General features: G+C 56.8%; 28 protein-coding genes. 21 read left to right on the top strand and 7 right to left on the bottom strand.

From position 1 onward, the window contains the following. Positions 1–95: 95 nt before the first annotated feature. From DESPR_RS09040 to greA, 3 genes are all read left to right on the top strand, one after another. Entirely contained in the window at positions 96–1,082 is a 987-nt protein-coding gene (locus DESPR_RS09040; RefSeq protein WP_015724503.1) for a sigma-70 family RNA polymerase sigma factor, read from the top strand. A 56-nt stretch (positions 1,083–1,138) separates the two neighbouring features. Then, positions 1,139–2,326, top strand: a complete 1,188-nt coding sequence (locus DESPR_RS09035) for a DegT/DnrJ/EryC1/StrS family aminotransferase (RefSeq protein ID WP_015724502.1) — start codon at positions 1,139–1,141, stop codon at positions 2,324–2,326. Positions 2,327–2,511: 185 nt separating this feature from the next. Next, on the top strand, positions 2,512–2,997 hold the full coding sequence (greA, locus tag DESPR_RS09030) for a transcription elongation factor GreA (protein WP_015724501.1): 486 nt from the start codon (positions 2,512–2,514) through the stop codon (positions 2,995–2,997). Positions 2,998–3,241: 244 nt separating this feature from the next. Here the strand turns inward: greA and DESPR_RS09025 are convergent, their stop codons facing one another. Further along, positions 3,242–3,832: a TetR/AcrR family transcriptional regulator gene (locus DESPR_RS09025; RefSeq protein WP_015724500.1), complete on the bottom strand. Its 591-nt coding sequence runs from the start codon at positions 3,830–3,832 to the stop codon at positions 3,242–3,244. Between the two features lie 236 nt (positions 3,833–4,068). Between DESPR_RS09025 and purD the strand changes: the two genes are divergently transcribed. Genes purD through DESPR_RS09010 form a run of 3 tightly spaced genes read left to right on the top strand, consistent with a single transcriptional unit; the run spans position 4,069 to position 6,814 of the window. After that, positions 4,069–5,835, top strand: a complete 1,767-nt coding sequence (purD, locus tag DESPR_RS09020; RefSeq protein WP_015724499.1) for a phosphoribosylamine--glycine ligase — start codon at positions 4,069–4,071, stop codon at positions 5,833–5,835. Further along, positions 5,832–6,467: an L-threonylcarbamoyladenylate synthase gene (locus tag DESPR_RS09015; protein WP_015724498.1), complete on the top strand. Its 636-nt coding sequence runs from the start codon at positions 5,832–5,834 to the stop codon at positions 6,465–6,467. The genes purD and DESPR_RS09015 overlap by 4 nt, the downstream gene beginning before the upstream one ends. A gap of 20 nt (positions 6,468–6,487) precedes the next feature. Continuing rightward, complete coding sequence (locus tag DESPR_RS09010) at positions 6,488–6,814, top strand: Hpt domain-containing protein (RefSeq protein ID WP_015724497.1); 327 nt, start codon at positions 6,488–6,490, stop codon at positions 6,812–6,814. A 100-nt stretch (positions 6,815–6,914) separates the two neighbouring features. Here DESPR_RS09010 and DESPR_RS09005 read toward each other — a convergent pair whose 3' ends face one another. Then, positions 6,915–7,658, bottom strand: coding sequence for a rhodanese-like domain-containing protein (locus tag DESPR_RS09005; RefSeq protein WP_015724496.1), 744 nt, complete (start codon positions 7,656–7,658; stop codon positions 6,915–6,917). A 3-nt stretch (positions 7,659–7,661) separates the two neighbouring features. Then, positions 7,662–8,237 carry a rhodanese-like domain-containing protein gene (locus DESPR_RS09000; protein ID WP_015724495.1) on the bottom strand — a complete coding sequence of 192 codons (576 nt, stop codon included), beginning with the start codon at positions 8,235–8,237 and terminating at the stop codon, positions 7,662–7,664. A gap of 28 nt (positions 8,238–8,265) precedes the next feature. Here DESPR_RS09000 and DESPR_RS08995 point away from each other — a divergent pair, with 28 nt between their 5' ends. Continuing rightward, positions 8,266–8,658, top strand: coding sequence for an AF1514 family protein (locus tag DESPR_RS08995; RefSeq protein WP_245529414.1), 393 nt, complete (start codon positions 8,266–8,268; stop codon positions 8,656–8,658). Between the two features lie 39 nt (positions 8,659–8,697). On the opposite strand, the gene malQ is transcribed toward DESPR_RS08995, so the two are convergent. Next, positions 8,698–10,266 carry a 4-alpha-glucanotransferase gene (gene malQ / locus DESPR_RS08990; protein WP_015724493.1) on the bottom strand — a complete coding sequence of 523 codons (1,569 nt, stop codon included), beginning with the start codon at positions 10,264–10,266 and terminating at the stop codon, positions 8,698–8,700. Positions 10,267–10,465: 199 nt separating this feature from the next. Between malQ and DESPR_RS08985 the strand changes: the two genes are divergently transcribed. The 9 genes from DESPR_RS08985 to DESPR_RS08945 all read left to right on the top strand — a co-directional run bounded on the left by DESPR_RS08985 (position 10,466) and on the right by DESPR_RS08945 (position 19,114). Continuing rightward, entirely contained in the window at positions 10,466–11,785 is a 1,320-nt protein-coding gene (locus DESPR_RS08985; RefSeq protein ID WP_015724492.1) for a sigma-70 family RNA polymerase sigma factor, read from the top strand. A gap of 81 nt (positions 11,786–11,866) precedes the next feature. After that, complete coding sequence (gene mqnE, locus DESPR_RS08980) at positions 11,867–12,961, top strand: aminofutalosine synthase MqnE (RefSeq protein ID WP_015724491.1); 1,095 nt, start codon at positions 11,867–11,869, stop codon at positions 12,959–12,961. Between the two features lie 5 nt (positions 12,962–12,966). Then, complete coding sequence (gene mqnC, locus DESPR_RS08975) at positions 12,967–14,028, top strand: cyclic dehypoxanthinyl futalosine synthase (RefSeq protein ID WP_015724490.1); 1,062 nt, start codon at positions 12,967–12,969, stop codon at positions 14,026–14,028. After that, the gene (locus tag DESPR_RS08970; RefSeq protein WP_015724489.1) at positions 14,029–15,252 is read left to right on the top strand and encodes an amidohydrolase family protein; all 1,224 of its coding nucleotides are present in this window, start codon (positions 14,029–14,031) and stop codon (positions 15,250–15,252) included. Further along, a complete protein-coding gene (locus DESPR_RS08965; protein WP_169701576.1) occupies positions 15,245–16,087 on the top strand; it encodes a menaquinone biosynthesis protein in 843 nt (280 codons plus the stop codon). The genes DESPR_RS08970 and DESPR_RS08965 overlap by 8 nt, the downstream gene beginning before the upstream one ends. A 43-nt stretch (positions 16,088–16,130) precedes the next feature. Next, a complete protein-coding gene (locus tag DESPR_RS08960) occupies positions 16,131–16,850 on the top strand; it encodes a ubiquinone/menaquinone biosynthesis methyltransferase (protein WP_015724487.1) in 720 nt (239 codons plus the stop codon). Next, a complete protein-coding gene (locus DESPR_RS08955) occupies positions 16,850–17,422 on the top strand; it encodes a UbiX family flavin prenyltransferase (protein ID WP_015724486.1) in 573 nt (190 codons plus the stop codon). Before DESPR_RS08960 ends, DESPR_RS08955 begins: the two co-directional genes overlap by 1 nt. 2 nt (positions 17,423–17,424) lie before the next feature. Next, entirely contained in the window at positions 17,425–18,282 is an 858-nt protein-coding gene (locus tag DESPR_RS08950) for a UbiA-like polyprenyltransferase (RefSeq protein ID WP_015724485.1), read from the top strand. A gap of 1 nt (position 18,283) precedes the next feature. Further along, positions 18,284–19,114 (top strand): DUF3108 domain-containing protein, encoded by an 831-nt coding sequence (locus DESPR_RS08945; RefSeq protein ID WP_015724484.1) that lies wholly within the window; start codon positions 18,284–18,286, stop codon positions 19,112–19,114. 45 nt (positions 19,115–19,159) lie between these two features. Here the strand turns inward: DESPR_RS08945 and DESPR_RS08940 are convergent, their stop codons facing one another. Beyond that, a complete protein-coding gene (locus DESPR_RS08940) occupies positions 19,160–19,558 on the bottom strand; it encodes an Hsp20/alpha crystallin family protein (protein WP_015724483.1) in 399 nt (132 codons plus the stop codon). Between the two features lie 13 nt (positions 19,559–19,571). Next, positions 19,572–20,030 carry an Hsp20/alpha crystallin family protein gene (locus tag DESPR_RS08935; RefSeq protein WP_015724482.1) on the bottom strand — a complete coding sequence of 153 codons (459 nt, stop codon included), beginning with the start codon at positions 20,028–20,030 and terminating at the stop codon, positions 19,572–19,574. A 181-nt stretch (positions 20,031–20,211) separates the two neighbouring features. Between DESPR_RS08935 and DESPR_RS08930 the strand changes: the two genes are divergently transcribed. Beyond that, entirely contained in the window at positions 20,212–21,102 is an 891-nt protein-coding gene (locus tag DESPR_RS08930) for a phosphoribosylaminoimidazolesuccinocarboxamide synthase (protein WP_015724481.1), read from the top strand. 15 nt (positions 21,103–21,117) lie between these two features. On the opposite strand, the gene DESPR_RS08925 is transcribed toward DESPR_RS08930, so the two are convergent. After that, positions 21,118–21,411: an RNA-binding S4 domain-containing protein gene (locus tag DESPR_RS08925; RefSeq protein WP_015724480.1), complete on the bottom strand. Its 294-nt coding sequence runs from the start codon at positions 21,409–21,411 to the stop codon at positions 21,118–21,120. Positions 21,412–21,535: 124 nt separating this feature from the next. Here DESPR_RS08925 and DESPR_RS08920 point away from each other — a divergent pair, with 124 nt between their 5' ends. From DESPR_RS08920 to DESPR_RS08905, 4 genes are read left to right on the top strand one after another with little or no spacing between them, the layout of a single operon-like run. Then, entirely contained in the window at positions 21,536–22,468 is a 933-nt protein-coding gene (locus tag DESPR_RS08920) for an NADH-quinone oxidoreductase subunit B family protein (protein ID WP_015724479.1), read from the top strand. Between the two features lie 18 nt (positions 22,469–22,486). After that, positions 22,487–23,995, top strand: coding sequence for a nickel-dependent hydrogenase large subunit (locus DESPR_RS08915; protein WP_015724478.1), 1,509 nt, complete (start codon positions 22,487–22,489; stop codon positions 23,993–23,995). Beyond that, positions 23,992–24,420, top strand: a complete 429-nt coding sequence (locus tag DESPR_RS17265; protein WP_015724477.1) for a hydrogenase maturation protease — start codon at positions 23,992–23,994, stop codon at positions 24,418–24,420. The genes DESPR_RS08915 and DESPR_RS17265 overlap by 4 nt, the downstream gene beginning before the upstream one ends. Beyond that, entirely contained in the window at positions 24,407–25,168 is a 762-nt protein-coding gene (locus DESPR_RS08905; RefSeq protein ID WP_015724476.1) for a GGDEF domain-containing protein, read from the top strand. The genes DESPR_RS17265 and DESPR_RS08905 overlap by 14 nt, the downstream gene beginning before the upstream one ends. The last annotated feature ends 11 nt before the right edge of the window (positions 25,169–25,179 follow it).

Genomic DNA, 25,179 nt, shown 5'->3' with positions numbered 1-25,179 from the left:
TTTCACCAAAGCCCTGCATGCGAGTCCTCTCCTTGCAGGGTTACGTTTTCCAACGATATACCAGAGTTGAATGACCAACGATATACCAGAGTTGAATGAGAGAGCAGAGCGAAATCGACAGCGTGGATCTGAATGAGGCGCCCCAGCACGCCTTGATGCTGACCAGCAGTGACGACAATCTGCCGGCACTGAGCAACCCGGCGCTCCATCGCTATCTCCAGGAAATCAGCCAGTACGAACTGTTGAGTCGGGAGGAAACCGAAGAACTGGCGGTTCGGTTTCAAGAAACTGGCGATCCGGATGCGGCCTACCGGTTGGTGTCGTCCAACCTGCGTCTGGTGGTGAAGGTGGCCATGGATTTCCAGAAATACTGGATGCAAAACTTCATGGATCTCATTCAGGAGGGCAACGTGGGCCTTGTCCAGGCCACCAAGAAGTTCGACCCGTATCGCGGGGTCAAGTTTTCGTACTACGCCGCTTACTGGATCCGTGCCTACATTCTCAAATTCATCATGGACAACTGGCGGCTGGTGAAAATCGGCACCACGCAGGCCCAGCGCAAACTGTTTTTTAGCCTCAACAAGGAGAAAAAGCTCCTTGAATCGCAGGGGTTCAAACCGGAAGTCAAATTGCTGGCCGAGCGCTTGAACGTCAAGGAAAGCGAAGTGATCGAGATGGGCCAGCGGATGGATAACTGGGATGTTTCGCTTGAGGCTCCTGTACGCAGCGATTCAGAGGATGAACAGAAAAATTTTCTCCCGCACGAGGGGCCAGGCATTGAAGAAATGGTCGCCAGTCAGGAGATGCGCGAACGGTTGGCCGGAATTCTCGCCGATCTCAGTACCCGGCTCAACGAAAAAGAGCAGGTCATCCTGACGACCCGGTTGCTGAGCGATGAACCGAAGACCCTGCAGACCATTGCCGACGAATTCAACATCTCCCGCGAGCGGGTCCGGCAGATCGAATCCAATCTTCTTAAGAAACTACGCAAACAGTTCGAAAAAGAAATGCCTGATATTCAGGATTTTCTCAGTGGTGACGGCGTCATCCTCGCTGCTGGACCGACAGATCAATTTTCCTGATCGCCTCGTTCTTTTTCAACATCATCCCCCAATTCCTTTTATTCTTAGTTCTTCCAATGAATGTACCTTTGCTTGATTTGAAACCGCAGTTGGCGTCCTTACGTCCTCAAATCCTGGAGGCTGTTACCCGGGTCATTGATTCCACCGGCTATATTCTCGGAAAAGAGGTGAACGAACTCGAGGAAAAAATTGCCCGCTACTCAGAGGCTGCCTACGGTGTAGGCGTATCCTCGGGGACGGACGCCTTGCTGGCCTCGTTGATGTCCCTGGATATAGGTCCTGGCGATCTTGTGCTGACCACTCCCTATACCTTTTTTGCCACCATGGGCACGGTGCTTCGGGTCGGTGCTCAGCCCGTTTTTGTCGATGTTGAACCCGACAGCCTCAACATGGATCCGCAACGGGCGGCCGAGGCCCTGGAGGCAGACCGCAAAGCGGGCAGTCGAATCAAGGCCATGATTCCTGTGCATCTCTACGGCCAGTGCGCCGATATGCAACGAATCATGGACCTATCCCGAACGTACGAGGTGCCGGTGATCGAGGATGCCGCTCAGGCCATAGGCGCGGAATTTCCCTTTGAGGAAAATGGCGCCGTCACTTGGCGCCGTGCCGGCAGCATGGGCTTGTGCGGCTGTTTTTCCTTTTTCCCCAGCAAGAATTTGGGGGGGATCGGCGATGGCGGGATGATCACCACCTCGGACAAGGCTTTTGCCGATATCCTCAAATCTAACCGCAACCATGGCGCGGAACCGAAATACTACCATTCCCGGGTGGGCGGCAATTTTCGGCTCGATCCCATCCAGGCCGCTGTTTTATCCATCAAGTTGGATTATCTGGAAAATTGGCACGCCGGCCGCAGGCGGAACGCCGCCAGCTATCGGCAACTCTTTGAGGATGCCGGACTGATTGGTGCCCCGGTCACGCTACCAACAGAGGTGTATCTGCGGAAGGCGGGGGCAGAACAGCATAACCACCACATCTACAACCAATTTGTCATCCATGTGCCGCAGCGGGATGCCTTGCGCCAATTCCTGCAAGAGCACTCCATCGGCTGCGAAATCTATTATCCGCTTTGTTTGCATCAGCAGGAGTGTCTGCGATCCAAAACTTTCAAGGCGCAATCGTTTCCGGTGGCGGAGCAGGCCGCGGCCAACTCCCTGGCCTTGCCTATCTTTCCGGAACTCCATCACGATCAACTGGCCTATGTGGTCGAGACCATCAAGCGGTTTTATCATGGTGGCTAATCACCCGGAGTAGGGGAGAGGGTGCTCTCTGTCCCTGCGCCACGCCGACAGGCTCGCCGGGAGTGGCATCAAAACTAATGGTACCAAAACATGAAAGCGTTGAGTACAGCAGACTCAACGCTTTCTCCTATTTAAATGCACACGATTGCATTGAATAACGCTAACTAACATCAGGAGGAGTTGACATGGTTGTACGTATCCCGATGTCCTTGACAGGGAATCGGCAGCTTCGTGAAGAGCTGGAGCGGCTTGAACGGGTGGAGCGGCCTGAAATTGTCAAGGCAATCGAGGTAGCACGGGCACATGGCGATTTAAGTGAAAACGCCGAATACCACGCCGCCAAGGAGCGACAGAGCCTAGTTGAGGGGAGAATCCTGGAGCTGAAGGACAAACTGGGGCGGGCGGAAGTCATCGATTGCTCCAAGGTCTCCACCAATCGGGCGGTGTTCGGCACCGTTGTTACCCTGATGGATTTGACAACCGAAGTGGAGGTAACGTATCAACTCTTGGGCCCGGAGGAGGCGGATGTCAAGAAAGGTTCCATTTCCGTGCTTTCGCCGCTGGGGCAAGCTCTTCTCGGCAAGGAGATCGGCGACGAGGTGGTGACAAAAACACCTGGGGGAATGCGGGAATTTGAAGTCATCGACATCACCGCTTCCTCTATCAAATAAGCCCAATTTGCCTTCAAGTTGCCATCTATCCATAGGGTGGGCACGCGCTTTTTTGACGTGCCCACCGATTCTTGAGCGGGCAAACGACACTGCCGTTTGCCCGCTCAAGAAAAAGCCTCATCTTGAAGGCAAAAACGAATCAGACGCGTTTGTCCAACTGCGGTGGATCGCTGCCCGGTTGGAAGAGAAAAACAACGAAAGAATCGTGGGCGGAAAAGGACTAAACTCGACGCCGAACGAATGTTCAATTGTTCGGCGCCAGAATCCCGACTTGTAAAATGGAGGTGATTTGCTGGCTCACCTCCTCGGTGGTGAAGGGGCAGTCATTGCCTATGTGCCAGCATCGAGAAATTTCATCGAGCGCACCAAAAACCATTTGTCGGGCTATTTCAGGTTCGATTTCTTTGCGAAATACCCCGGCTTCCTGACCTTGCTCGATGATCGAAGCGATTATGGCGAGATATTCATTGAAGGTATTCTTGCGGTATTCGCGAATAAGCTTGCTCGTCTGCCGCAATTCAATGTGAATGACTTCGGCAAGATAGCGATTTTTCTTCATCTCTTCCAAATGGTTGGTGATGAAGATCTCGAGCTTTATCTTCGGATTATCCTCTTTCTTCAGCAACAGGCTGACCTGGTCGATCAATTTGCCGATTTCCTGTTCGAAAACCGAGAGGAGAATGTCGAATTTATTGTTGAAATATAAATAGATAGTACCGTCCGCCACCTTGGCTTCTTTCGCAATGTCGGAAATCCTGGCATTAAAAAAACCTTTTTTGGCAAACACCTTGGTGGCAGCACGTATAATCTTACGATGCTTGTCTGGTGATTTCATTTATTATGATTAAACAGGCAATTGCTGTAAAAAATGAATGAGTCCTCATTCCGGGAATGTTACCAGCCCCTATGGCGTCATGTCAAGAAAAATGGCGGTTTTCCGGTGCGGTGACAGAGAAGACATACATGAAATCCGGATGATTTTGCTGGACGAGAACAGAAATAATTTATTAGAAAGAGCGCCATTAAGATCGATGGGTGCCCAATCAAACAATTCGGAGGGAGGAGTGTTGCATGAAGGTTTTGGTGATCGGTAGCGGCGGCCGGGAACATGCGCTCGTTTGGAAACTGAAGCAGTCGAAAACGGTTAAAGCGGTTGTTTGTGCGCCCGGGAACGCCGGCATCAAGGCCATCGCCGAGTGTGTGGACATCGCCGCCGGTGATCTTGCTGGGTTGCTGGATTTTGCCGTCAAGGAGCGGATCGACCTGACCATTGTCGGTCCTGAAGAGCCTCTGGCAAAAGGAATTGTTGATCTTTTTGAGGAGAACGGCTTGCGGATTTTCGGCCCGAATAGCAAGGGAGCGATTCTCGAAGGAAGCAAGGTGTTCACCAAAGATTTTTGTGCGAAATACCGCATTCCCACAGCTCGATACGGTGCATTCACCAAGAGGGGCGCGGCCAAAAAATTTCTCAAAACAATGGACATGCCCTGCGTGATCAAGGCCGACGGTTTAGCGGCCGGCAAGGGCGTCATCATTGTGCAGACCATCGCCGAGGCAGAGCAGGCCATTGACCTGATCATGAAGGACAAAGCCTTTGGCGCGGCCGGCAACCAGGTGGTTGTCGAGGAATTTCTCCAGGGCGAGGAAGCGTCTTTCATCGCCTTTACCGATGGCACCACCGTTTTGCCGTTGCCCTCGTCCCAGGATCACAAAGCGATCTTTGAAGGCGATCTGGGGCCCAATACCGGCGGCATGGGCGCCTATTCTCCGGCTCCGGTGATGACGGACGCCCTGACCACGCGGGTGATGGAGGAAATAATGCTGCCAACGATACGCGGCATGGCGTCTGAAGGACGACCGTACAAGGGAATGCTGTATGCCGGACTGATGATTGATGGCGACCGGATCAACGTGCTCGAATTCAACTGCCGTTTCGGCGATCCGGAATGCCAGCCCCTGCTGATGCGGCTGAACAATGACCTGGTGGAGATCATCAATGGCTGCATCGATGGTACCCTTGATCGGATCCAGCTCGATATCGATCCTCGGCCGACCGTCTGTGTGGTCATGGCCTCTGAGGGATATCCAGGGAAGTATGTAACCGGCAAAACCATCGCCGGGTTGGCGCAGGCCGCCAAGGTTGGGGGGGTCGAAGTCTTTCATGCCGGAACAGCCACCAAAGGACGGCAGGTCATTACCAGCGGCGGCAGGGTGCTTGGCGTCACGGCCATCGGCGCAACGATCAAAGAGGCGTTGGACCGGGCCTACCAAGCGGTTGATCTGATCAAGTGGGAGGGGTGCTATTTTCGCCGCGATATCGGGCATCGGGCCCTGGCGCGGTTGAACAAACGGCCGCTGGTGGGCATCGTGATGGGCAGTGATTCCGATCTGCCGGTGATGCGAGCCGCCGCCGACTTTCTCGCCTCGATGGGTGTCGAGTTTGAGCTGAGCGTCAACTCGGCTCATCGCACTCCGGAGCAGGCGTCGACCTATGCCAGAACCGCCCGAGAACGTGGCTTGAAAATTATCATCGCTGGTGCGGGCATGGCCGCCCATCTGGCAGGTGTTCTTGCCGCTCACACCAACTTGCCGGTCATCGGGGTACCGCTCGATGCTTCCTCGCTCAACGGCCTTGATGCATTGCTGTCCACGGTGCAGATGCCTCCGGGCATTCCGGTCGCCACCATGGGAATCGGCAAAGCCGGAGCAAAGAACGCCGCAGTGCTGGCGGTGCGGATCTTGGCTCTTGAGGATGCGTCTCTGCATGCCAAACTTGAGCAGCATGTGCGCGAGATGGCTGAGCAGGTAGCCGCCAAGAACAAGGCCTTGGGCGTGTGAACCCACCGCTTGCCGTTACCCCGGAAAACCTTGATCGGGCCGCCGCCGTCTTGCTATCCGGGGGAGTGGTCGCCTTTCCGACCGAGACCTATTACGGCTTGGCCGTCGATCCGTTCAATCAAAAGGCGCTTGAACGTCTCTTTCAAATCAAGCGCCGGGCAAGGGAACTGCCCATTCTGGTATTGGTTTCCTCGCACGAACAGGTGCGCCGGCTGGTCGAGGAGATACCGGCGATCTACAACTGCTTGATCGAGGCATTCTGGCCAGGACCGCTGACACTTGTCTACCCGGCCCGTTCCTCGGTGCCCAATCGCTTGACCGGCAACACCGGAACCGTCGGCATTCGTCACTCCCCCAACGAAACAGCCAACCGTTTGATTGACGTCTTTGGCGGTCCGATCACTGCCACCAGCGCCAATCGTTCCGGGTCTCCCGCCGCAGTCACGGCCGACGAGGTGGAACGAATTTTCGATACTGAGGTTGATCTGATTCTCGACGGTGGCCACACCCCGGGCGGCAGTGGCTCGACATTGGTGGGGCTGCACGGGGCCACGCTCACCTGCCTGCGTGAAGGCAAACTTGCCTTTGCCACGGTTCGATCCCGGGTCGCGTCGATTCTGCTCAATTCATAAACAAAAAGCCGGAGGCATGTATGGCTGATTTGCACTGGAATAAAGCATTCGCCTTGGAACAAACTGCGGGTGATGAGGAGTTGCTGGAAGAACTGTTGCTATTGTTCAAGGATTCTTCCGCCTCTGACTTGGAACAGTTGCGGCGGGCGGTGGGCGCTGGTGATGCCGAAGAAGTTGTACGGGCAGCGCACAGCCTCAAGGGGGCTGCGGCCAGTTTGGGCATTGAAGGGATTCGGCAGCTGGCGATGACCATGGAGACCGACGCTCGCCAGGGATCCTTGGCCGTTGCCCAGGAGAAGCTCTCCCTCATGGCCGAGTTGCTTGATCAGTTGAAGAACATCGAGTAATGATCGCTGGGCAATAAGTGATATGGGGGGCCGCTTACGTATGAACGGCCCCCCAAATGTGTGCGCGGAGGAGATTATTCGCCTGCAATCGTTTCCGATCTCAAGGCCTGATGATCTCACAGTCGCATTCAGCGTCCTTGATATTGAGCAGGAGGAACTTCACGTCAAAACCGTGTTTGACCAGTTCGTTATAAGCCATGTCAGCACGGGCACCGGTGGAGCAGTGCACATAAATCTTTTTGTCCTTGGGAAGTTCGTTCATCCGTGCGGGGATCTCGTCCAGCGGGATATTGATTGTATTCTTGAATATGCCCAGTTCGGCCACCTCTTCCTTGGTGCGGGCGTCGACGATGATCGCGTTCTTGTCTTCGCCGGACGCAGCCTTGCGGAAATCGGCCACTGAAACCTCTCCCTTGCCAAGTTTCCTCACCCATTTGATCTCGGTGTTGAAGATCGGCCCCTTTTCAATTTCGCCGCCCGCTTTGACCCATCCTTGGTAGCCGCCTTTGACCAAGGAAACAAAATTGAACCCTTCTTCGCGCACGTCGCTCATTGCCTGCAATACTTCTTTGTCGCCATAGAGCACGATGGGGGCGTTGCGAGGAACATCATCGAGCCTGTCTTCGAGCATATCGTAGGGGACGCTGTAGGCACCCTTGATGCGCCCAGCGATGGCCTTGTTGGTCGGCCGGATGTCAATCAGGACCACATTGCCATGCTTGATGAACTCAGTCGTGGAATAGGTGGGCAGATTGGCCTTGGACCAGGCCGGTTCGCCATCAAGATAAACGCGGACATTGTTGTAACCCAATTTCTTCGCCAGACCGGCGGAGGCAGTGGACATGCCTCAGGTGGGCCCTCCGCAATAGAAAACTATGGGCATGTCTTTGTCTTTTGGTAAGACTGCAGCGCCTTTCTTTTCCAGCAAGGGTACAGGGATGGAATGCGCCTCGGGCAGGTGCGACTGATCGTAACGAATCGTCGGACGGGAATCCACCAGAAAAAATGGCTTTTTTTCGTCGATCAATTGTTGCAGTTCAGGTGTTTTGATTTCAGTGGTCCCGGCGGGCAATTTGGCCAGTTTCAACTGAATGTCGGTGGCGTAGGCATCCTTGTCACGCATTTCATAGGTGATTTGCACGGCGCGTCCCTTCGCGGCCTGATTGACACCTTTGGTCTTGTCGTCAAACTTGACCATCATCACCTTGGCCTGCTCTCCCTTGCCCACCGTGATGGAGACGGTTTTGGCCCGTTCCGAAACGCCGGCGATCTCGCCCTCATACATCAGTGGTTCATTTTTTTGCATCTCCTGCTGGACAGCGGGCGTCTCGGCGACCTCGGCATTCTTGGGTCCCGCGCAGCCGCTGGCAAGCAAGCCGAGCATCAGGCAGAGCGGGAGCAGTGGCAACATTTTTTTGTTCACGGCAGTCCTCCTTGGTGATGGGTTGCGGGTGACCGAAGTCTCCCAAATTGATGCATGCACCATGCAATTTGTTCAAGTATACTCGAAGGGACGGCGCTTAGGCAAACAAGAAGAACGATTATCATTTAAAAACGAAAGCGAGGGAAAAATGGTCGTAGGTGTACAGCGCATTGCGCTTCACATCGATGGCATTGACGTGGATTTTTCACTGGCGCAGCGCATCGGTCAGGAAATTGCCGGAAAAGAAAATGAGGAGGCCGTCCTGATTGCCTGGAGCGATGCGCGGAACAATCTCCATTCTCCCCACGGGATACAATGCGAGATCAGGGGCGAACCGGGGTGGGAGGTGTATGGCCGCACCCACGGCGGACGTCTGAGAATTTCGTTCAACCGTGATGCGTTGGTGTTGATCTATAGCTGAGCGGGGTGCCTGTGCGGTCCGTTGATGCCGCCTTGTTGTTCAAATGGGTTGGCAGGATTGATCGGTTGGGGGCACGCGGCCGAACAGGTGGGTGAGATCCGAAAGCCAGCCCGCCACATCATTGTTGATGAATCGCTCTGCACAACGCCAACGCCAGTTGTTCTCCGTTGTTCCCGGAGTGTTCATCCGGCAGTCATTGCCGAACCCAAGCACGTCCTGCAACGGCAGTATCACCAGATTTGAGGGCGAGGAGAGGGCGAGGTGAATCAGTTCCTGGTGAAAGGAACCTGCCTGGTCGTCCTGGCGGTTGGCAAAGCGCTTGGCCCGTCGCTTGGCCTCCGGGGCAACGTCAGGGCTGAGGTACCAGCCCACGGCGGTGTCGTTGTCGTGGGTACCGGTGTACATGACGCTTTCTTTTTCACTGTTATAGGGAAGATAGCTGTTGCATGGATCGCCGTCAAAGGCAAAGAGCAGAATTTTCATCCCAGGATAACCGAGACTGCGGCGCAGTACGTCAACCTCGGGCGTGATCACCCCGAGATCTTCGGCAATAATGCTCATGCTCCCCAGACGTTTTGTCATTTCTGCAAAAAATGGCAAGCCCGGTCCAGGCTGCCAGCACCCATGGAGCGCGGTCTCTTCCTCGGCCGGAACCGCCCAATAGGATTCAAAGCCACGGAAGTGATCGATTCGCAGGGTGTCAACCAGGGTAAAGTTGAGCCGCAGCCGTTCTTCCCACCAGTTCCACAGCTGGTCGCGCACCTGCGGGGTGGATGTGTCCCAGCAATAGAGCGGATTGCCCCAGCGCTGGCCGGTGGCGCTGAAATAATCCGGCGGCACCCCGGCCACATGGGTGGGACGGCATTGGGCACGATCCATTTGAAAGATCGATTGGTGGGCCCAGACATCGACACTGTCCAAGGCAACATAAATCGGCAAATCGCCGATGAGCTGAATTCCCTGCCGGTTGGCATAGGCGCGAAGCTGTTGCCACTGACTGAAAAACAGATATTGGAGGAAAATATGGTAGGCGATTGGGGCGGCGAGCTCTTGGCCCATTTGGTTTAATGCGGCCGGTTCCCGTTGTCGCAGTGCGAGTGGCCATTCGTACCAGGGGCGCTGCCGAAACGTTTCCTTGAGTGCCATGAACAGCCCATGGTTTGCCACCCAGGGATGCTGATGGGTAAACTGCTCAAGGCGTCGTACAAGGCGGGGGGTTGCGGCAAAGCGTTTCCAGGCAAGTTTGAAAATGCCCTGTTTATATTCGGCAATTAATTGATAGTCGACCTGGTATTCTGAAAAAGAGCAACAGGGGATTTCCTCACGCAACAGCAGGCCTTGCTCAACCAGCTCTTCGGTGGCGATGAACAGCGGATTGCCGGCAAAAGCCGAATTGCTCATGTAGGGCGAATTGCCGAAAACCGGGCTGGTCGGTCCGACGGGAAGCAACTGCCAGCAGCGCTGCTCGCTGTTTTTTAAAAAATCGATATAATTTCGTGACGACGTGCCCAGGTCGCCGATTCCTTGGGGGCTGGGCAAGGAAAAAATCGGCAATAAAATTCCGCTTGATCTTTGCCGGAGAATGTTTATCGATGTACCATTGTTCATTATGGTTTATTCCCGTCGGAATGAAATGCCAGATGCCTTTTCATGGATCGTTCCTTTTAACGCGTTTTCTTTATACGCTTTTTTTACATGGAAAACACTCTCTGATTGCATTTTCTTTTGGATGGTTTAAACTATACTATTCTTTTTTGCCCAAAAAATTTATTTCGTGCGTTCATGCACAGACTAAAGGAGAAGGCAGGTGCTCGCAGGTATAAAAAATGACCTTCTTGAAGCCGGAAAAGATGAGGGCTGCATCACATTTCAACACTTGAACGAATTGCTCCCCGAGCAGGTAAAAGATCCGGGAGCTATTGAAGAATTGTTCGATTTTCTTGGGGAAAATAATATTGAGATCGTCACCCAGGAAGAATCGGGAAAGAGAAAGACACTGTCCGGCGAAGAATGGACCGGAAAGAAAAGCGGTGAGGAAGACAACGCTTCCGATACCTTGCCGGACAGCGAAGAACATGAATCCGAGGAAACCACCACCACCTATCTGAGGGAGATGGGCCAGTTCGACCTGCTCACCCCCGAGGAGGAGGCGAAGTATTCCAAAACCATCCGCGAAGGGTTTGACGCCATCATCGAGGCTATCCGTCAGGATGCGTCCGGAGTGGCGGAAATCAAAATGCTGGTCGATCGGATCGATCTCTGGCAGCGCCGTGATCCGACCCTCAAACCCAAAAAACAGCAGTTGAACTACATGCGGCATTGCGTCAGCATTGCCAACCGCAACTATCCCGACAAACGGGAGTTGTTCGAGTTGTCGACCAAGATCGAGGCCTACAACCGGTCGATCGAGTTTGCCAAGGACTCGATGATCCGTGCCAATTTACGGCTGGTGGTGTCCATTGCCAAGCGATACATGCACCAGGGGTTGACCTTGGCCGACCTCATCCAAGAAGGCAATCTCGGTCTGATGCGGGCGGTTTTCCGTTTTGACTACAAAAAAGGCAATAAATTTTCCACCTATGCCTCGTGGTGGATTCGGCAGGCCATTACCCGCGCCATCCTCGACAAGACCCGGACCATCCGCCTGCCGGTGCATTTTCTCGAGCTGCGTAGTCAGTTTTTCAAGGCTTTTTACTCCCTACTCAAGGAGCTGGGACGCGAGCCGACCCCGGTGGAAATTTCCAAAATGACCGATCTGCCGATGGACAAGATCCTGGCCATCCTCGAGGCTTCGCGTGAACCGATCTCCCTGGAGACGCCCGTGGGGGACGACGATTCTACCTTGGGTGATTTCCTCGAGAATCAGGAATCCGAATCACCCTACGATGCGGTTCAGAACCGGGAATTGGCCCACCGGGTGACGGAGGTGCTGTCGACCTTGACCGATCGGGAGGAAAAAATTATCCGTCTGCGCTTTGGGATCGGCGAAAAGGCCGAATACACCCTGGAAGAGATCGGCAAACGGTTTAATGTGTCGCGGGAACGCATCCGTCAGATCGAGAAGAAGGCCCTCAATCGCCTGCGCCATTCGAGCCGTCGGGAAAAATTGCGCTTTTTCCTCGATTGATATCGTTTTTTCACCCCACGAATCCAAGCCCCTTGTTGTTGAAGGGGCTTCTTTTTTTCTTTCGGAGGAAGTTGGTAGAATATGGATGCATATATTGAACAGGCTGGTCTGGGCGGCATTCTCACCAAGGTTCGCAATGGAGAGCGGCTTTCCCTGGATGATGGGCGCCAACTGTATCAGCATCCCAACATCCTGGCCGTGGGGTATTTGGCCAATATCGTCCGCGAGCGGAAAAACGGCAATCAGGCGTTTTTCATCTACAACCAGCACATCAACTATTCCAATATTTGCACCAATCTCTGTAAATTCTGCGCCTTTGGCAAGGAAAAGGGGCATGCCCTTGCCTATGAGATGAGCATCGAGGAGGTCAAGGAGAAGGTCCGGCAGCGGCTCGATGAACCGATCACCGAGATCCATGTGGTTGGCGGCATTCATCCCGATCTGCCTTTTTCCTATTATCTCGATTTGTTGCGCGGTATCAAGGACGTTCGCCCCGAGGTACACATCCAGGCTTTCACCTGTGTGGAGATCCACCACCTGGCTCAGCTGGCCGGCAAACCGGTCGATACGACCCTTGAGGAGCTGATGGCGGCCGGCCTTGGGTCAATGCCCGGCGGCGGGGCTGAAGTGTTCAGCCCGCGTATCCGCCGCCTGACCTGCGAGAGAAAGCTTTCCGGGGAAGGGTGGCTTGAGGTGGCGCGGACCGCTCACCGGTTGGGACTGCGCACCAATGCCACTATGCTGTATGGCCATATCGAGTCCATCGATGAACGACTGGAACATCTTGATGCCCTGCGTCACACCCAGGATGAAACCGGTGGTTTCCTTGCCTTCATTCCCTTGGCCTTTCATCCAAAAAACACTGAGATGGCCGAGCATTCCAATACCAGCGGCATCAACGATCTGAAAAATATCGCGGTCAGTCGGCTGATGCTCGACAACTTTCCGCACATCAAAGCCTATTGGGTGATGGTCGGTCCCAAGCTGGCTCAAGTGGCCCTTGCCTTTGGCGCCGACGACATGGACGGCACGGTCAAGGAAGAAGTGATCACCCACATGGCCGGGGCGGAAACCGAACAGGCTCTGGGGCACAAAACCCTGATCCGGCTGATCCACGAGGCCGGTCGCCAACCGGTGCAGCGCGACACACTCTATAACGTTCTTGCCACCTTCTGAGCGCCATGCGGAACCTCATTGCCAAGATAGAAGCCGGGGAGCGTATCGAAGGGGAGGCATTCCTCCGTTTGACGCGTGACGCTGACCTGCACCAGCTCGGCATGCTCGCCGATGGTGTGCGCCGCCGACTCCATCCGCGGCCGGTGGTCACCTATGTGATTGACCGCAATATCAACTATACCGACGTCTGTATCTCGGCCTGTAAGTTCTGTGCCTTTTTCAAGGCTCCGGACGACCCGCACGGCGAGGTGCTGACGCGAGAGCAATTGGCTGACAAGATACACGAGACCCAGGCTCTCGGCGGCACGCAAATTTTATTGCAGGGCGGATTGCATCCGGACAAGCCGCTGGAGTTTTACGAGGAAATGCTGCGGTTCATCAAAACCACCGGCATCCATGTCCACGGTTTTTCCCCCCCCGAGATCCACCATTTCGCCCAACTGTCCGGGTTGCCAATCGCCACGGTCCTTGAGCGGTTGATCGCTGCCGGTCTTGATTCCATCCCCGGCGGCGGCGCCGAGATTCTGTGCGACCGGGTCAGGCAGGAGTTGGCGCCCAAAAAATGCAGCGCCGACCAGTGGATCGGGATCATGGAACAAGCGCATCGCCAGGGCTTGCGAACCACGGCCACCATGATGTTCGGCCACATCGAAACCATGGAAGAGCGGCTGGAGCACCTGCAGCGGGTCCGCGACCTCCAGGACCGCACCGGTGGGTTCACCGCCTTCATTCCCTGGCCCTTTCAACCCGACCACACTCCATTGGCTGCGGCCCGCCGCATCGAGAAGACCACTGCGGTCAGCTATCTGCGCATGCTAGCCTTGAGCCGTATCTTCCTCGACAATATCGCCAACATTCAAGCCTCTTGGGTAACGCAAGGACCGAAGATCGCCCAGCTTTCCCTCTTTTTTGGCGCCAACGACTTCGGCTCGACCATGATCGAGGAAAATGTGGTGGCCGCGGCCGGCGTCCATTTTCGCCTTTCAGAAGAGGAGATTAGGCGATTGGTCCGCGATGCCGGCTTTGAGCCGCAGCAGCGGTTGATGGATTATACCCCGGTTTGCTAGATGGGTGCCGCACCGATCCGCATCCACAGCGCGCCCTGGGTGGTTCCGGTCAGTCGGCCGATGATTGCCGATGGTGGTGTCGGTGTTTCCGGGGGAAAAATCATCGCGGTCGAGGCGTTGCCCCGGTTGCGTCAACTGTATCCTCATGCCGAGATCGTCGATCATCCCGCCAGTGCCCTGACACCAGCCCTGATCAATGCCCATATCCATCTTGAATTGTCGCATCTGCTCGAGTTGAGCGAGTCCCGACCGGCAAGTTTTACCGGCTGGATCAGTCGGTTGCTGCAGTGCCGTGACCGATTGGGCGCCACCGGCGAACAGGCCCAGCACGCCGCCGCCCAAACAGCCGAGCAGCAGTATCGCAGCGGGGTCAGTGTCCTTGCCGATATCGGCAACACCGCCCTTGGCCGTGAGATGGCCGACAGCTTTCCCGGTCGTTTGTTGCCGTTCAAGGAATACCTGGGTATGGCCGAGCGGACCCTGGAGAAGAACTTGCAGCGGCTGGGGAGCGAGCCGGAGGAAGTCTTGTGTTCGGGCCATGCGCCGTACTCCACCCATCCGCGTCTTTTGCAGGCCCTCAAGGCACGAGCAACCTCGCACGGCCAGATTTTTCCCATCCATGCCGCCGAGCCCGCCGCGGAAGGCGAGATGCTCCGTGAAGGCAGGGGAGAGATGGTGGACTTCATTCGTGAACGCGGGTTCTGGGACGGCACCTTTGTCCCCAGGGGCAGAGGCGGCACGGTTGAATACCTGTACGATCTTGGTTTGATCGATGAGCATACGCTCTGTATCCACGGGGTGCATGTCTCCGGCGAGGAGATCGATATCCTGGCAGGAGAAGGGGCCAAGGTTTGCCTCTGTCCAGGCAGCAACCAATTCCTTGGCGTGGGCACCGCTCCGTTGCGCCAGTATCTGGACAGAGGGATTTTGCCGGCCTTGGGCACGGACAGCTTGGCCAGTAACCCGGAGGTTTCCCTGTGGCGGGAGATGGCTCTCCTGGCGGCCAATTTCATGGACGTCGACCCGACGATTGTTTTCGCCATGGCCACCCGGGGTGGGGCCGAAGCCCTTAGTCTGGGAGATCTTCTTGGCACACTGGACTCGGGCAAGGAGGCCGATCTGCTGGCCGTACAGCTGCCTGGGCCGGCAACCGAGGCGTTGCAGGTCTGTCGATATTTAGTGAGTGCCGGCCCTGCCATCCGCCTGGCACGGATCAATGAGTGAGGCACGGAACATGGCGCGTATCGGCATGGTCAACTACATCAACGTTGCTCCCATCTATGAGATTTGGAAGGAACGGTCTTTTCCAACCCACTGGCAAGTGATCGAGGAGCAGCCGAGTCGCTTGAACGTGCTGCTGGCCGAGGAGGGGATCGACATGGGATTTGTCTCTTCCTATGCCTATGCCGCCCGGCCGGAACGGTACCAGATTTTGGCCGATCTCTCGATCAGCGCCACCGGGCCGGTGGGCAGCGTTTTCCTGTTTTCCGAGCTGCCGCCGGAATCGCTGGACGGCCAGCGGGTGCTGCTTACCCGGCAATCGGACACCTCGATCCGTCTGGTCAAGATCATTCTGGAAGAATTTTACCGCGTTCGGCCTCGCTACACGGTGGGAGATGCGTACAACGAGCAGACCAAGGAGGGCGCGGCCAACGCCGTGCTTGCGATTGGCGACGACGCCCTTCGCCTCAACGCCGAACAACGCTATCCCGTGCAGTTGGATCTCGGTGAGATCTGGTTTAAAACCACCGGGCTGCCTTTTGTTTTCAGCGTTTGCGCGGTTCGTGAGGCTTTTCTTGCCGATCAGGCCGAAGAGGCCCGGCAAGTCCGCCAGGCCCTGGTAGACTGCCGCCAACAGGGCGCCTTGCGCATGGCCGAGATCTGCGATCGGGTAGCACGACGGATCCCCATGGATTGCGAAACCTGCTCCCGTTATCTCATGGGCATTGAACACGACCTGACGCCAATCAAGATCCAGGCCCTCGAGCGGTTTTTTCAATACCTGATTGACCGGGGCGAGGCACCGGCCGGCGCTCTGCCGCTCAAAATATTCAGATAACGACAATGAGCACCCTTTCTCCGCTCGTTATCAAGGAAAGTGCATGGAAAAGATGACCCTTCCCGACGAAAAGAAACAATTTGTCCGGGAAAAATTCTCTTCGATCAGCCATCGCTACGATTTGCTCAACTCGCTGCTTTCCCTGCAAATCGACCGTTACTGGCGCTGGCGGACCACCCGTCTGCTGAGGCAGTTTCCCCAGGGATGGGTGCTTGACCTGTGCGCCGGGACCCTGCCCCTGTCCCTGGAGCTCACCCGCCAGGCGGCCCAACGCAAGGTCCTGGCCGTTGATTTTTGCGAGGACATGTTGCGCGCCGGAGCCAAGGCCCTGCCCAATGATGACCGTACCCCCCGCATCTTTCCGGTTTGCGGCGATGGCGAACTCATCCCTGCGCCTTCTGATGCCTTCTGGGGTTGCACCGTGGCCTTCGGGGTGCGCAACCTGTCTCGGACCTTGCAGGGGTTGCGGGAGATGCACCGCGTTCTCAGGCCTTCCGGCAAACTATTGATTCTTGAATTTTCCCGACCGACCAATCCGATCATCAAGCCGATCTACACCTTTTACCTCAATCGCATCCTGCCGGCGATCGCCGGGATGATTTCCGGCGACAAGGAAGCGTATCAGTATCTGGCTTCCTCGATTGCCGCCTTCTACGAACCGGACCAACTGCTGGCCATGATGCGTGAAGCGGGATTCGCCACCGTGTCGCGCATCCCGCTGACTTTTGGCATCGTGTCCATCTACATCGGGGTCAAGGACTGATGGCAGGCTGTCGGCGTCTTATTCTCGCCATCACCGGCGCCTCCGGCATGCTCTATGTACCGGCACTTCTGCAACTGCTGGCGGAGCAACAGGTCGAGGTGCATGGCATCATCTCGGAATCGGGCCGCAAGGTGTTGCGTTTTGAACTGGGATGGACGCCGGAGCAGTTGCCGCTGGTTTCCCGCTGGTTTGCGTCGGATGATTTTGCGGCCCCACCAGCCTCGGGTTCGGCCCTCTACGATGCCATGGTGGTCCTGCCGTGCACGGTCGGCAGCTTGGCCGCCATTGCCGGCGGCTACTGTGGCAATTTGGTGCACCGCGCCGCCGATGTCACCCTCAAGGAGCGGCGCCCCCTGCTGCTGGCCGTGCGGGAAACCCCGCTCAATCGGACCCATCTGACCAATATGCTGGCGGCGCACGATGCTGGCGCCATCCTCTGTCCGCCCATGCCCTCTTTTTATACCCATCCCAAGGATATGGACGAAATGGCCCGCAACTATGCCGCCCGTCTGTGCGATCTTCTCGGGATCGCTGTGCCGGCCGCAACCATGAGCCGTTGGCAGGGAATCTGACCATGTGGAACAAAATTGCCGTCCTGCTTGAGATGATCAAATTCAAGCACACTGTCTTCGCCATGCCCTTTGCCCTCATGGGCGCTTTTCTCGCTGGCCGGGGAGTCCCCGACGCGGCCGTCTTCTGGTGGGTGATCCTGGCCATGGTGGGCGCGCGAACCAGTGCCATGGGCTTCAACCGCATTGTCGACCGCCGGTTTGACGCCGCCAATCCGCGCACCGCCCAAAGGGCCCTGCCTGCCGGCCAGGTCACCCTGCTGGAATCCTGGGGCATGGTCGTGTTGGCCAGCGCGCTGTTTTTTTTCGCCTGTTTCATGCTCAACCCCCTGGCGCTCAAGATCGCTCCCTTTGCGTTGGGATTGACACTTTTCTATTCGCTGACCAAGCGATTCACCTGGCTCTGCCATGTGGTGCTCGGGGTGGCTCTGGCCTTTTCGCCGCTCGGCGGCTGGGTGGCCGTGTCCGCCAGCCTGGAAGGATACCCCTGGATACTGTCGCTCGGTGTTCTGTTCTGGGTGGCCGGTTTCGATTGCATCTACGCCTGCCTCGACGCCGATTTCGACCGCGAGGCCGGATTATATTCGATGCCGGCCATCTTTGGCCGCCGCAACGGTTTTCGCGTGGCCGTGTTGTTCCATGTGCTGGCTTTTTGCCTTTTCACCCTCACCGGTCTGCAGGCGGAGCTCAACCTCTGGTATTACGGCGGATTGGCTATCACCGCCGCTGCCCTGTTCTATCAGCATATCATTGTCACGCCCAAAGACCTGTCCCGCATCCGTCAGTCCTTTTTCTCCATGAACGGCCTGATTTCCCTGACGCTCTTCTGTGCCACCTGGCTGGCGTTGGCCACCGCTTCCTGACATGCTGACCCTGCGGACCATCTCGACGTTTTTCCTTGGCCTCTGGTTGTTCACCGCCAATATCGCTGCGGAGGCGCAACAAACGGTCGAACTCCAACCTGACCAGGTGGATATGGCCACGCTCGCCGTTATTTTTTCGGGCGACGAAACCCTGCATTATTCGGTCTCCTGGAGTGGCGGGGTGAAAATCGGTGATATCTCCATGCGGATCCGTCCGAATCAGACAAAGAATCAGCAGTTTGTCATTTCAGCGCATGTCAAGGACTATGGACCGCTTTCATTGATCTATCCGGTGAATGATACGTTCCGCTGTTTTGTCGGCGGGCCGATGAAATTGCCCTATCGGTATGAAGTGGAGCAAAAAGAAGGGTATGGCAGGGAGACTACCCGGCTGACCTTGTACGATCAGCAGAAGCTTGAGGTCCGATATCGGAAAAACAAGGAGCCGCAACAGACCTTTCGTTTAGACGGCACGGTGTATAACGAGTTTGCCTCGTTCATCATCACCAGGGCCTTGGCTTTCAAAGGAGAAGGCAACATAGTCGTACCCACCTTTGCCGACAAAAAACGTCATGAAGTACGGGTTTCGGCCACGGAACGGGAAAAACGACCCACCCTGTTCGGTGAACGGGACACGCTCAAGGTCCAGCCCAAGATGCGGTTCAAGGGGTTGTACGAAAAAAGCGGCGACACCATTCTCTGGCTGACCGATGATCGCTGCCGGGTCCCGGTGGAAATTCATTCCAAAATCGTGGTCGGTTCGCTGGTGGCGGAACTGGTTGAATATTCCAATTCCGCCTGTCCCGAGTTGCGGCCAAAGCCGAAGCGGTGAATTCCAGTAGGGGCGTATCCCCGATCCATCGGCAAGAGGCCGCGCTCAACCTATGTTGACCTCGATCTTTCTCGGTTGCGCTGGGCCGGCCTTGGGGAGACGCACCCTGAGCACACCGTCAACGAGAGACGCCTCGATGTTGTTTTGGTCGATGGTTTCCGCCACGGTGAACCGCCGCAGATAGTGGCCGCACTCATACTCCTCCAGGATGAGCCGTCCATGATGAGGCGGCGGCAGGCGGTGGCCCTGAATGGTGAGTACGTTGTCTTCGAGGGAGAGATCGAGTCCCTCGCTGGTGACACCGGGCACGTCGGCGATGACGGTCACCTCCTTGTCGGTTTCGAAGATGTCGACGTGCGGGGCAAAATAGGTTTCGCTCTTGGTGGTTTCACCGTCATGCTGGGCCGCTTTTTTCTCCTGGATCTTCAATTCCTGTTCTGTCATGCGCTTGCCTCCTCTATTCGGCGGTAACTTTGATCTGACGGGGTTTGACCTCGGAGGCCTTCATCAGGGTGATGGTCAGGATGCCGTTGCTGAGTTTTGCGCCCACCTGCTCGGTATCGATTTTTACCGGCAGGGCAATGGCGCGGCTGAAGCTGCCCGATTCAATCTCGCGGCGGTGGTAGGAGATGCCAGGGTCGTTTTGGCGGCTGTCCCGTTTGCCTTGAATGGTCAGGGTTTCACCTTCGACAGACAGTTCCAGATCGTGGACCTTGACCCCGGGCAGTTCTGCGGTCACGATCAGCCGGTCGCTTTCTTCGTAAATATTAAGTGCCGGATAGACATTGGCCCGGGCTTGCCCTTTACCTTTGTCGGCGTAGGAGCGCGAGAGTTCATCAAGCCCTTGGCGGATCCGTTCAAATTCGGCCCAGGGATTGCGAAAGGCCGGCCGATCTGCAAATCGTATGAATGCCATGCTGCACCTCCTTGTGGGGGTAGGGGGTTGGTATGATCAGTAAGTGTAAGGTGCCGGTGCGGGTTGTCAAGTCCGGTGAACCGCCGCAAAGGCGGTTGCTTTTTTCCATAAAATGATAACAATAATCGCCTAATCGTCTAGGCGTCATTATGAATCAATCCATTGTTTCAGGAGCATGAAAATGAGTGAGGCTGTCATCGTCACCCACTGTCCGGAGTTGAACCTGCTGCATCGAGGCAAGGTCAGGGATATGTACGAGATTCCAGGCCATGAAGATAAACTGCTGATGGTGGCCACCGACCGGATTTCCGCCTATGATGTGGTCATGACCGATCCCATCGCGGGCAAAGGCAAGGTGCTGACCGAGATTTCGCTGTTTTGGTTCAAGCTGCTTGGCGATATCGTGCCCAACCACCTGATCAGCGCCGACATCGATCAGTTCCCCAAGGTCTGCCATCAATACCGCGACCAACTGCAAGGTCGCTCCATGCTGGTCAAGCGTACCAAGGTGGTGCCGATCGAGTGCATCGTTCGGGGGTATCTCTCCGGTTCGTTCTGGAGCGCGTACAAGAAAAGCACCACGGTGTGCGGGTTCAACCTGCCCGAGGGGATGCGCGAGTCCGATCCCTTTCCCCAGCCGTTGTTCACCCCGTCCACCAAGGCCGAACAAGGTCTGCACGATGAAAATATCTCCATCGAGCGGATGCGGGAGCTGGTCGGCACTGAGCTGACCGACAAGATGGCCACGACCAGCATTCAACTCTACCAGCGGGCCGCCGACTACGCCCGCACCAAGGGCATCATCATCGCCGACACCAAGTTCGAGATGGGCCTCGACGGTGACAACCTGCTGCTGATCGACGAGGTGCTGACCCCCGATTCCTCGCGGTTCTGGCCGCTGGACCAGTACACCCCTGGCAAGGGACAGCCAAGCTTTGACAAACAATTCCTGCGCGACTATCTGTCGTCGCTTGATTGGAATAAGCAGCCGCCACCACCTCCCTTGCCGGCGGAAATCCTAGCGAAGACCAAAAGCCGCTACGAAGAGGCCCAGCAGCGACTCACCCGCTGAATCATATACCCTTGTTCAATCTGCCTTTTCCCCTGTCGGATCGCCTGCCGCGCCGGCAGGGGAGGGGCCTTCCACCCGAAGCGTTGTTTCACCGCAGGTCACCACGTCTCCCGACCGCAGTTTTCTTCGTTTTCTGAGTTCCACTATTCCGTTGACCAGCACCAGGCCCTGACTGATCAGGTACCTGGCCTCGCCGCCGCTGGCCGTCAGATTTTCCCGCTTGAGCAGTTTATCCAGTTCAATGTAGTCGGTATCGATGCGGGCCTGCTGAACGGCCCCAACGGTCCCGGGAGATGCGTGTTGGGTCATTGTTGGAAAAATTTTCAGTAAATGAAAAAGGTTATGATGCTTGACAGAAATGGTTGCAAGGCAATACACTAAAATTCACTAAAGAACGAGACGAAACCATTTATCGTACCAGAGGGAGGATTCAATGCCAACGGCCTTGTGGTTGCAGTGCGGCGCCTGCGGGGGCGACACCATGAGTCTGCTGGGCATGGAAACACCGCACCTGCCCGCTTTGCTCGCCGAGATGCGAATAACCCTCTGGCACCCTTCCTTCAGCCACGGCAATATGGGCGCGTACGAGACGTTGGTGGCTGATTTTCGTCAGGGCAAGCAGCCGCTCGATCTCCTGCTGATCGAGGGATTCATTCTCGCCGGTCCTGCTTCGAGTGGCGGGTTTGACACCTTGCGCGGCGAGGCCAAGGCCTTGATTGTCGAGGAACTGGCGGCCAGGGCCGGTGCGGTGATCGCGGTCGGCACCTGCGCGTGTTTCGGCGGTATCGGCAAATTGGGCGAAGTCGATGCCACCGGTCTCCAGTTCCACCATCGCCAACCCGGCGGCCTGCTGGGAGAGCACTTTCGTTCGGCCAGGGGATGGCCGGTCATCAACCTGCCCGGCTGCCCGGTGCATCCCACGGTGCTCAAGGATACGCTGTGCGCGGTCTGCGAGGAGCGGTTGCCGTCGCTCAACAGCTATCAAGCGCCGGAAGACTGGTTCGGAATCCTGGTCCATCAGGGCTGCACGCGCAATGAATATCACGAGTATCGGGTTGAAGACAGCGATTTCGGCGGTCCTGGCTGCATGTTCTTCCATATGGGATGCCGGGGACCGTTGACCTACGCCCCGTGCAACAAAATTCTGTGGAACAACCGCAACTCGAAGACCAATGCCGGAGTTCCCTGCTTTGGCTGTACCGATCCGGATTTCCCTCAGGACCATCCCTTCTTTCACACCCCCAATATCATCGATGTGCCGTTGGAATTGCCCGATGGGGTGGATCGCGCCCACTATCTGGCCTACAAGGGAATGGCGGCCGCGGCCGCACCCGAGCGGTTGATCAAGCGGCGTTCACGGGTCTGAACCGCTGAAGGAGATTGCATGGCAGAAACAGTATGCATGCCAATGAATCGGGTTGAAGGGGATCTGGAGGTCAAGGTCGCCATTGAAGACGGGATGGTGACCGATGCCTGGATGATCGGGACCATGTACCGGGGGATCGAAACCATGCTGATCGGCCGCAGTTCCCTGGACGGCCTGGTGATCACCCCTCGGATTTGCGGCATCTGCAGCACCAGTCATTTATTGGCCGCGGCCATGGCCCTGGAAGACATCACCAGAACAGCGGTCAGCCGCAACGGCCTGCTTGTGCGCCGCATTGCCTTGGGCGCGGAAACACTGCAAAACGATTTTCGCCATCTTTTCTTGATGTTTGCCGCTGATTTCACCGCAACAGGGTACGGTCGGCACCCGCTCTACCAGGAAATGATCCAGCGGTACCGCCCCTATCAGGGCAGCACGGTGGTCGCGACCATTCTGGCCACCAAAAAATTGCCGGAAATCATCGCCATCCTTGGCGGGCAATGGCCTCACTCCTCGTTCATCGTTCCCGGCGGCGTTACCTCCCAGCCCAGCGCAGCCGATCTGCGCCAGTGCAGGTTGCTGCTCGCGGAATTTCGCCGCTGGTACGAACAGGAGGTGCTCGGTTGCTCCCTGGAGCGGTTCGCGGCCGTGCATAATCGCGTCCAACTGGAGGACTGGCTTGAGGAACGGCCAGAACATCGAGCAAGCGAGCTCGGCTTTTTTCTGCGCAGCGCCTTTCCCCTTGCCCTGGAGCACCTCGGTGGTTGGCATGGCTCGTTCATCACCGGACCGCCATTGCCCGTGGACAACCCGCCTTCGGAATCGATGGCAGGTCATGTCCTTCACGGCGATGCCCTGAATGTCCTGGATCAGCGACACATCGCCGAGGAGGTGCGGTACGCCCATTATCAAGACAGCGATTCAGGCGGTCATCCCTCCGAGTCCGAAACCCATCCCAAGGAGTCAGCCGCAAGCGGAACCTATTCCTGGTGCAAGGCGCCACGGTACAACGGCTCTCCGGCGGAAACCGGAGCCTTGGCCGAAGCCCTGACCCGCCGTGATCCCTTGCTGACGGATCTGGTCGCCGGCCACGGAACGTCTGCCTTGGCCCGGGAATTGGCACGCATAGTTCGCGCCGGTCGCCTGCTGATGACCATGGAACGCGACCTGCGGGCAATCGATCCCGCCGAACCCTTTTATCAACCGACCGGCGTTCCTGCCAACGGTTCCGGTCTGGGGTTGATCCAGGCGCCCCGCGGCCTGCTCGGCCACTGGGTGCAGCTCAACGGCGGCTATATCGACCATTACCAGATCGTTCCGCCGACCACCTGGAACGCCTCGCCCCGCGATGACCGTGGTGTTCGTGGTCCCATCGAAGAGGCCCTGGTGGGTACACCGGTGCATAATCCTGAAGATCCCGTGGAGGTAGGCCATGTGGTCCGCAGTTTTGATCTGTGCATGGTCTGCTCGGTCCATGCGGTGGGCCGGCAAGGACATTCCCTGGGCCGGATCCGGATCGGCGCATGAACCGGCGGCGGATCATCTGCGTGGGCAACAGCTTGGTGACGGCCGATGCCGTCGGCCATCTGGTCCACGACGAGCTGCGCTCCAGAAACCTTGGCGATTCGTTCGAGGTGCTCGATGGCGGGCTGGCTGGCCTCGATCTGCTGCCGTTTTTCGATGGATGCGAGGTCATGGTGCTGGTTGATCGGGTTGTTGGCTTCGCCGATCCAGGTTCGGTGGTGCGGCTCGATGCGGCGCGGCTCGATGAAGTGTGGACCGAAGCGTATTCCCATTCCGGGGGATTGCTCTATCTGCTCAAGACCCTGCCGCACCTCGGCCTTGATCCCCTGCCCAAGGTATGGCTGATCGGGATCGAAGGGGAAGGGGAGGCGGAAACGATCAAACGGGCTGCGGATATGGCCGTGGAAGCTGCCAATGCACTCGTTTGATCTCTATCATTTGGACAAACAGCAACTGGCGCGACTGAGCAAGGAGGAGCTGTTTGCCGCCTATCAGCTTCTCTACCGGGAAGTGCTCGCTTCCCGCGAGGCCGCCGCCATCACCGCCAGACTGGTGGTCGCCCAGATCGCCAAGGTCGAGGAAGCGAACCAAAGTCTTGAACTGGCCAACGAGGAGTTGCGCAAACTGACCAACCTCGATGGCCTGACCGGCATTGCCAACCGTCGTTACCATGAGGACAAGCTGCATCGCGAGTGGCGGCGTTGCCAGCGCACCAACAGTTCCTTGGCTGCGATCATGATCGACATCGATCAGTTCAAGAAATTCAACGACCATTACGGTCATGTGGCTGGAGATCAATGCCTGCGCGAAGTGGCCACGGCGTTGCAGAAGGGGATGCGGCGCGTCTCCGACTCCCTGGCTCGCTACGGGGGCGAGGAATTCATTTGCCTTTTGCCCGATTGCAGCGCCGAAGCGGCCTACAAGGTGGCCGAACTCTTCCACCAACGGATCGACCAGCTGAAAATTCCCCATGCGACCTCGCAGGTTGCACCGATTCTTACGGTCAGTCAAGGCGTGGCCGCGATGGTTCCCTCGCGTGACAGCAAGGCCAGCGAGCTGATCCGTCAGGCGGACCAAGCCCTCTATCACGCCAAAATGCTGGGCCGCAACCGGGTTGTTATCTACGACGCCACAGGCCCCCACCTGGAGGGACAGTACGGGAACGACTCCAACTGAGACGGGAACAA

Source organism: Desulfobulbus propionicus DSM 2032 (genome assembly GCF_000186885.1).
GTDB classification, from domain to species: domain Bacteria; phylum Desulfobacterota; class Desulfobulbia; order Desulfobulbales; family Desulfobulbaceae; genus Desulfobulbus; species Desulfobulbus propionicus.
This window is presented reverse-complemented; position numbering and strand designations above follow the sequence as displayed.

Excerpts from the sequence above, each read along its gene's own strand:
- DESPR_RS08915 (WP_015724478.1), top strand. The coding sequence starts at position 22,487 with ATGGCAGAAACAGTATGCATGCCAATGAATCGGGTTGAAGGGGATCTG.
- mqnE (WP_015724491.1), top strand. The coding sequence starts at position 11,867 with ATGGATGCATATATTGAACAGGCTGGTCTGGGCGGCATTCTCACCAAG.
- DESPR_RS09040 (WP_015724503.1), top strand. The coding sequence starts at position 96 with ATGAGAGAGCAGAGCGAAATCGACAGCGTGGATCTGAATGAGGCGCCC.
- DESPR_RS08925 (WP_015724480.1), bottom strand. The coding sequence starts at position 21,411 with ATGACCCAACACGCATCTCCCGGGACCGTTGGGGCCGTTCAGCAGGCC.
- DESPR_RS08940 (WP_015724483.1), bottom strand. The coding sequence starts at position 19,558 with ATGACAGAACAGGAATTGAAGATCCAGGAGAAAAAAGCGGCCCAGCAT.
- malQ (WP_015724493.1), bottom strand. The coding sequence starts at position 10,266 with ATGAACAATGGTACATCGATAAACATTCTCCGGCAAAGATCAAGCGGA.
- DESPR_RS17265 (WP_015724477.1), top strand. The coding sequence starts at position 23,992 with ATGAACCGGCGGCGGATCATCTGCGTGGGCAACAGCTTGGTGACGGCC.
- DESPR_RS08945 (WP_015724484.1), top strand. The coding sequence starts at position 18,284 with ATGCTGACCCTGCGGACCATCTCGACGTTTTTCCTTGGCCTCTGGTTG.
- DESPR_RS08965 (WP_169701576.1), top strand. The coding sequence starts at position 15,245 with ATGAGTGAGGCACGGAACATGGCGCGTATCGGCATGGTCAACTACATC.
- DESPR_RS08960 (WP_015724487.1), top strand. The coding sequence starts at position 16,131 with ATGGAAAAGATGACCCTTCCCGACGAAAAGAAACAATTTGTCCGGGAA.
- DESPR_RS08970 (WP_015724489.1), top strand. The coding sequence starts at position 14,029 with ATGGGTGCCGCACCGATCCGCATCCACAGCGCGCCCTGGGTGGTTCCG.
- DESPR_RS08935 (WP_015724482.1), bottom strand. The coding sequence starts at position 20,030 with ATGGCATTCATACGATTTGCAGATCGGCCGGCCTTTCGCAATCCCTGG.
- DESPR_RS09010 (WP_015724497.1), top strand. The coding sequence starts at position 6,488 with ATGGCTGATTTGCACTGGAATAAAGCATTCGCCTTGGAACAAACTGCG.
- DESPR_RS08920 (WP_015724479.1), top strand. The coding sequence starts at position 21,536 with ATGCCAACGGCCTTGTGGTTGCAGTGCGGCGCCTGCGGGGGCGACACC.
- DESPR_RS08930 (WP_015724481.1), top strand. The coding sequence starts at position 20,212 with ATGAGTGAGGCTGTCATCGTCACCCACTGTCCGGAGTTGAACCTGCTG.
- mqnC (WP_015724490.1), top strand. The coding sequence starts at position 12,967 with ATGCGGAACCTCATTGCCAAGATAGAAGCCGGGGAGCGTATCGAAGGG.
- DESPR_RS09035 (WP_015724502.1), top strand. The coding sequence starts at position 1,139 with ATGAATGTACCTTTGCTTGATTTGAAACCGCAGTTGGCGTCCTTACGT.
- DESPR_RS08955 (WP_015724486.1), top strand. The coding sequence starts at position 16,850 with ATGGCAGGCTGTCGGCGTCTTATTCTCGCCATCACCGGCGCCTCCGGC.
- DESPR_RS09025 (WP_015724500.1), bottom strand. The coding sequence starts at position 3,832 with ATGAAATCACCAGACAAGCATCGTAAGATTATACGTGCTGCCACCAAG.
- DESPR_RS08905 (WP_015724476.1), top strand. The coding sequence starts at position 24,407 with ATGCACTCGTTTGATCTCTATCATTTGGACAAACAGCAACTGGCGCGA.
- greA (WP_015724501.1), top strand. The coding sequence starts at position 2,512 with ATGGTTGTACGTATCCCGATGTCCTTGACAGGGAATCGGCAGCTTCGT.
- DESPR_RS08950 (WP_015724485.1), top strand. The coding sequence starts at position 17,425 with ATGTGGAACAAAATTGCCGTCCTGCTTGAGATGATCAAATTCAAGCAC.
- DESPR_RS09005 (WP_015724496.1), bottom strand. The coding sequence starts at position 7,658 with ATGTCCACTGCCTCCGCCGGTCTGGCGAAGAAATTGGGTTACAACAAT.
- purD (WP_015724499.1), top strand. The coding sequence starts at position 4,069 with ATGAAGGTTTTGGTGATCGGTAGCGGCGGCCGGGAACATGCGCTCGTT.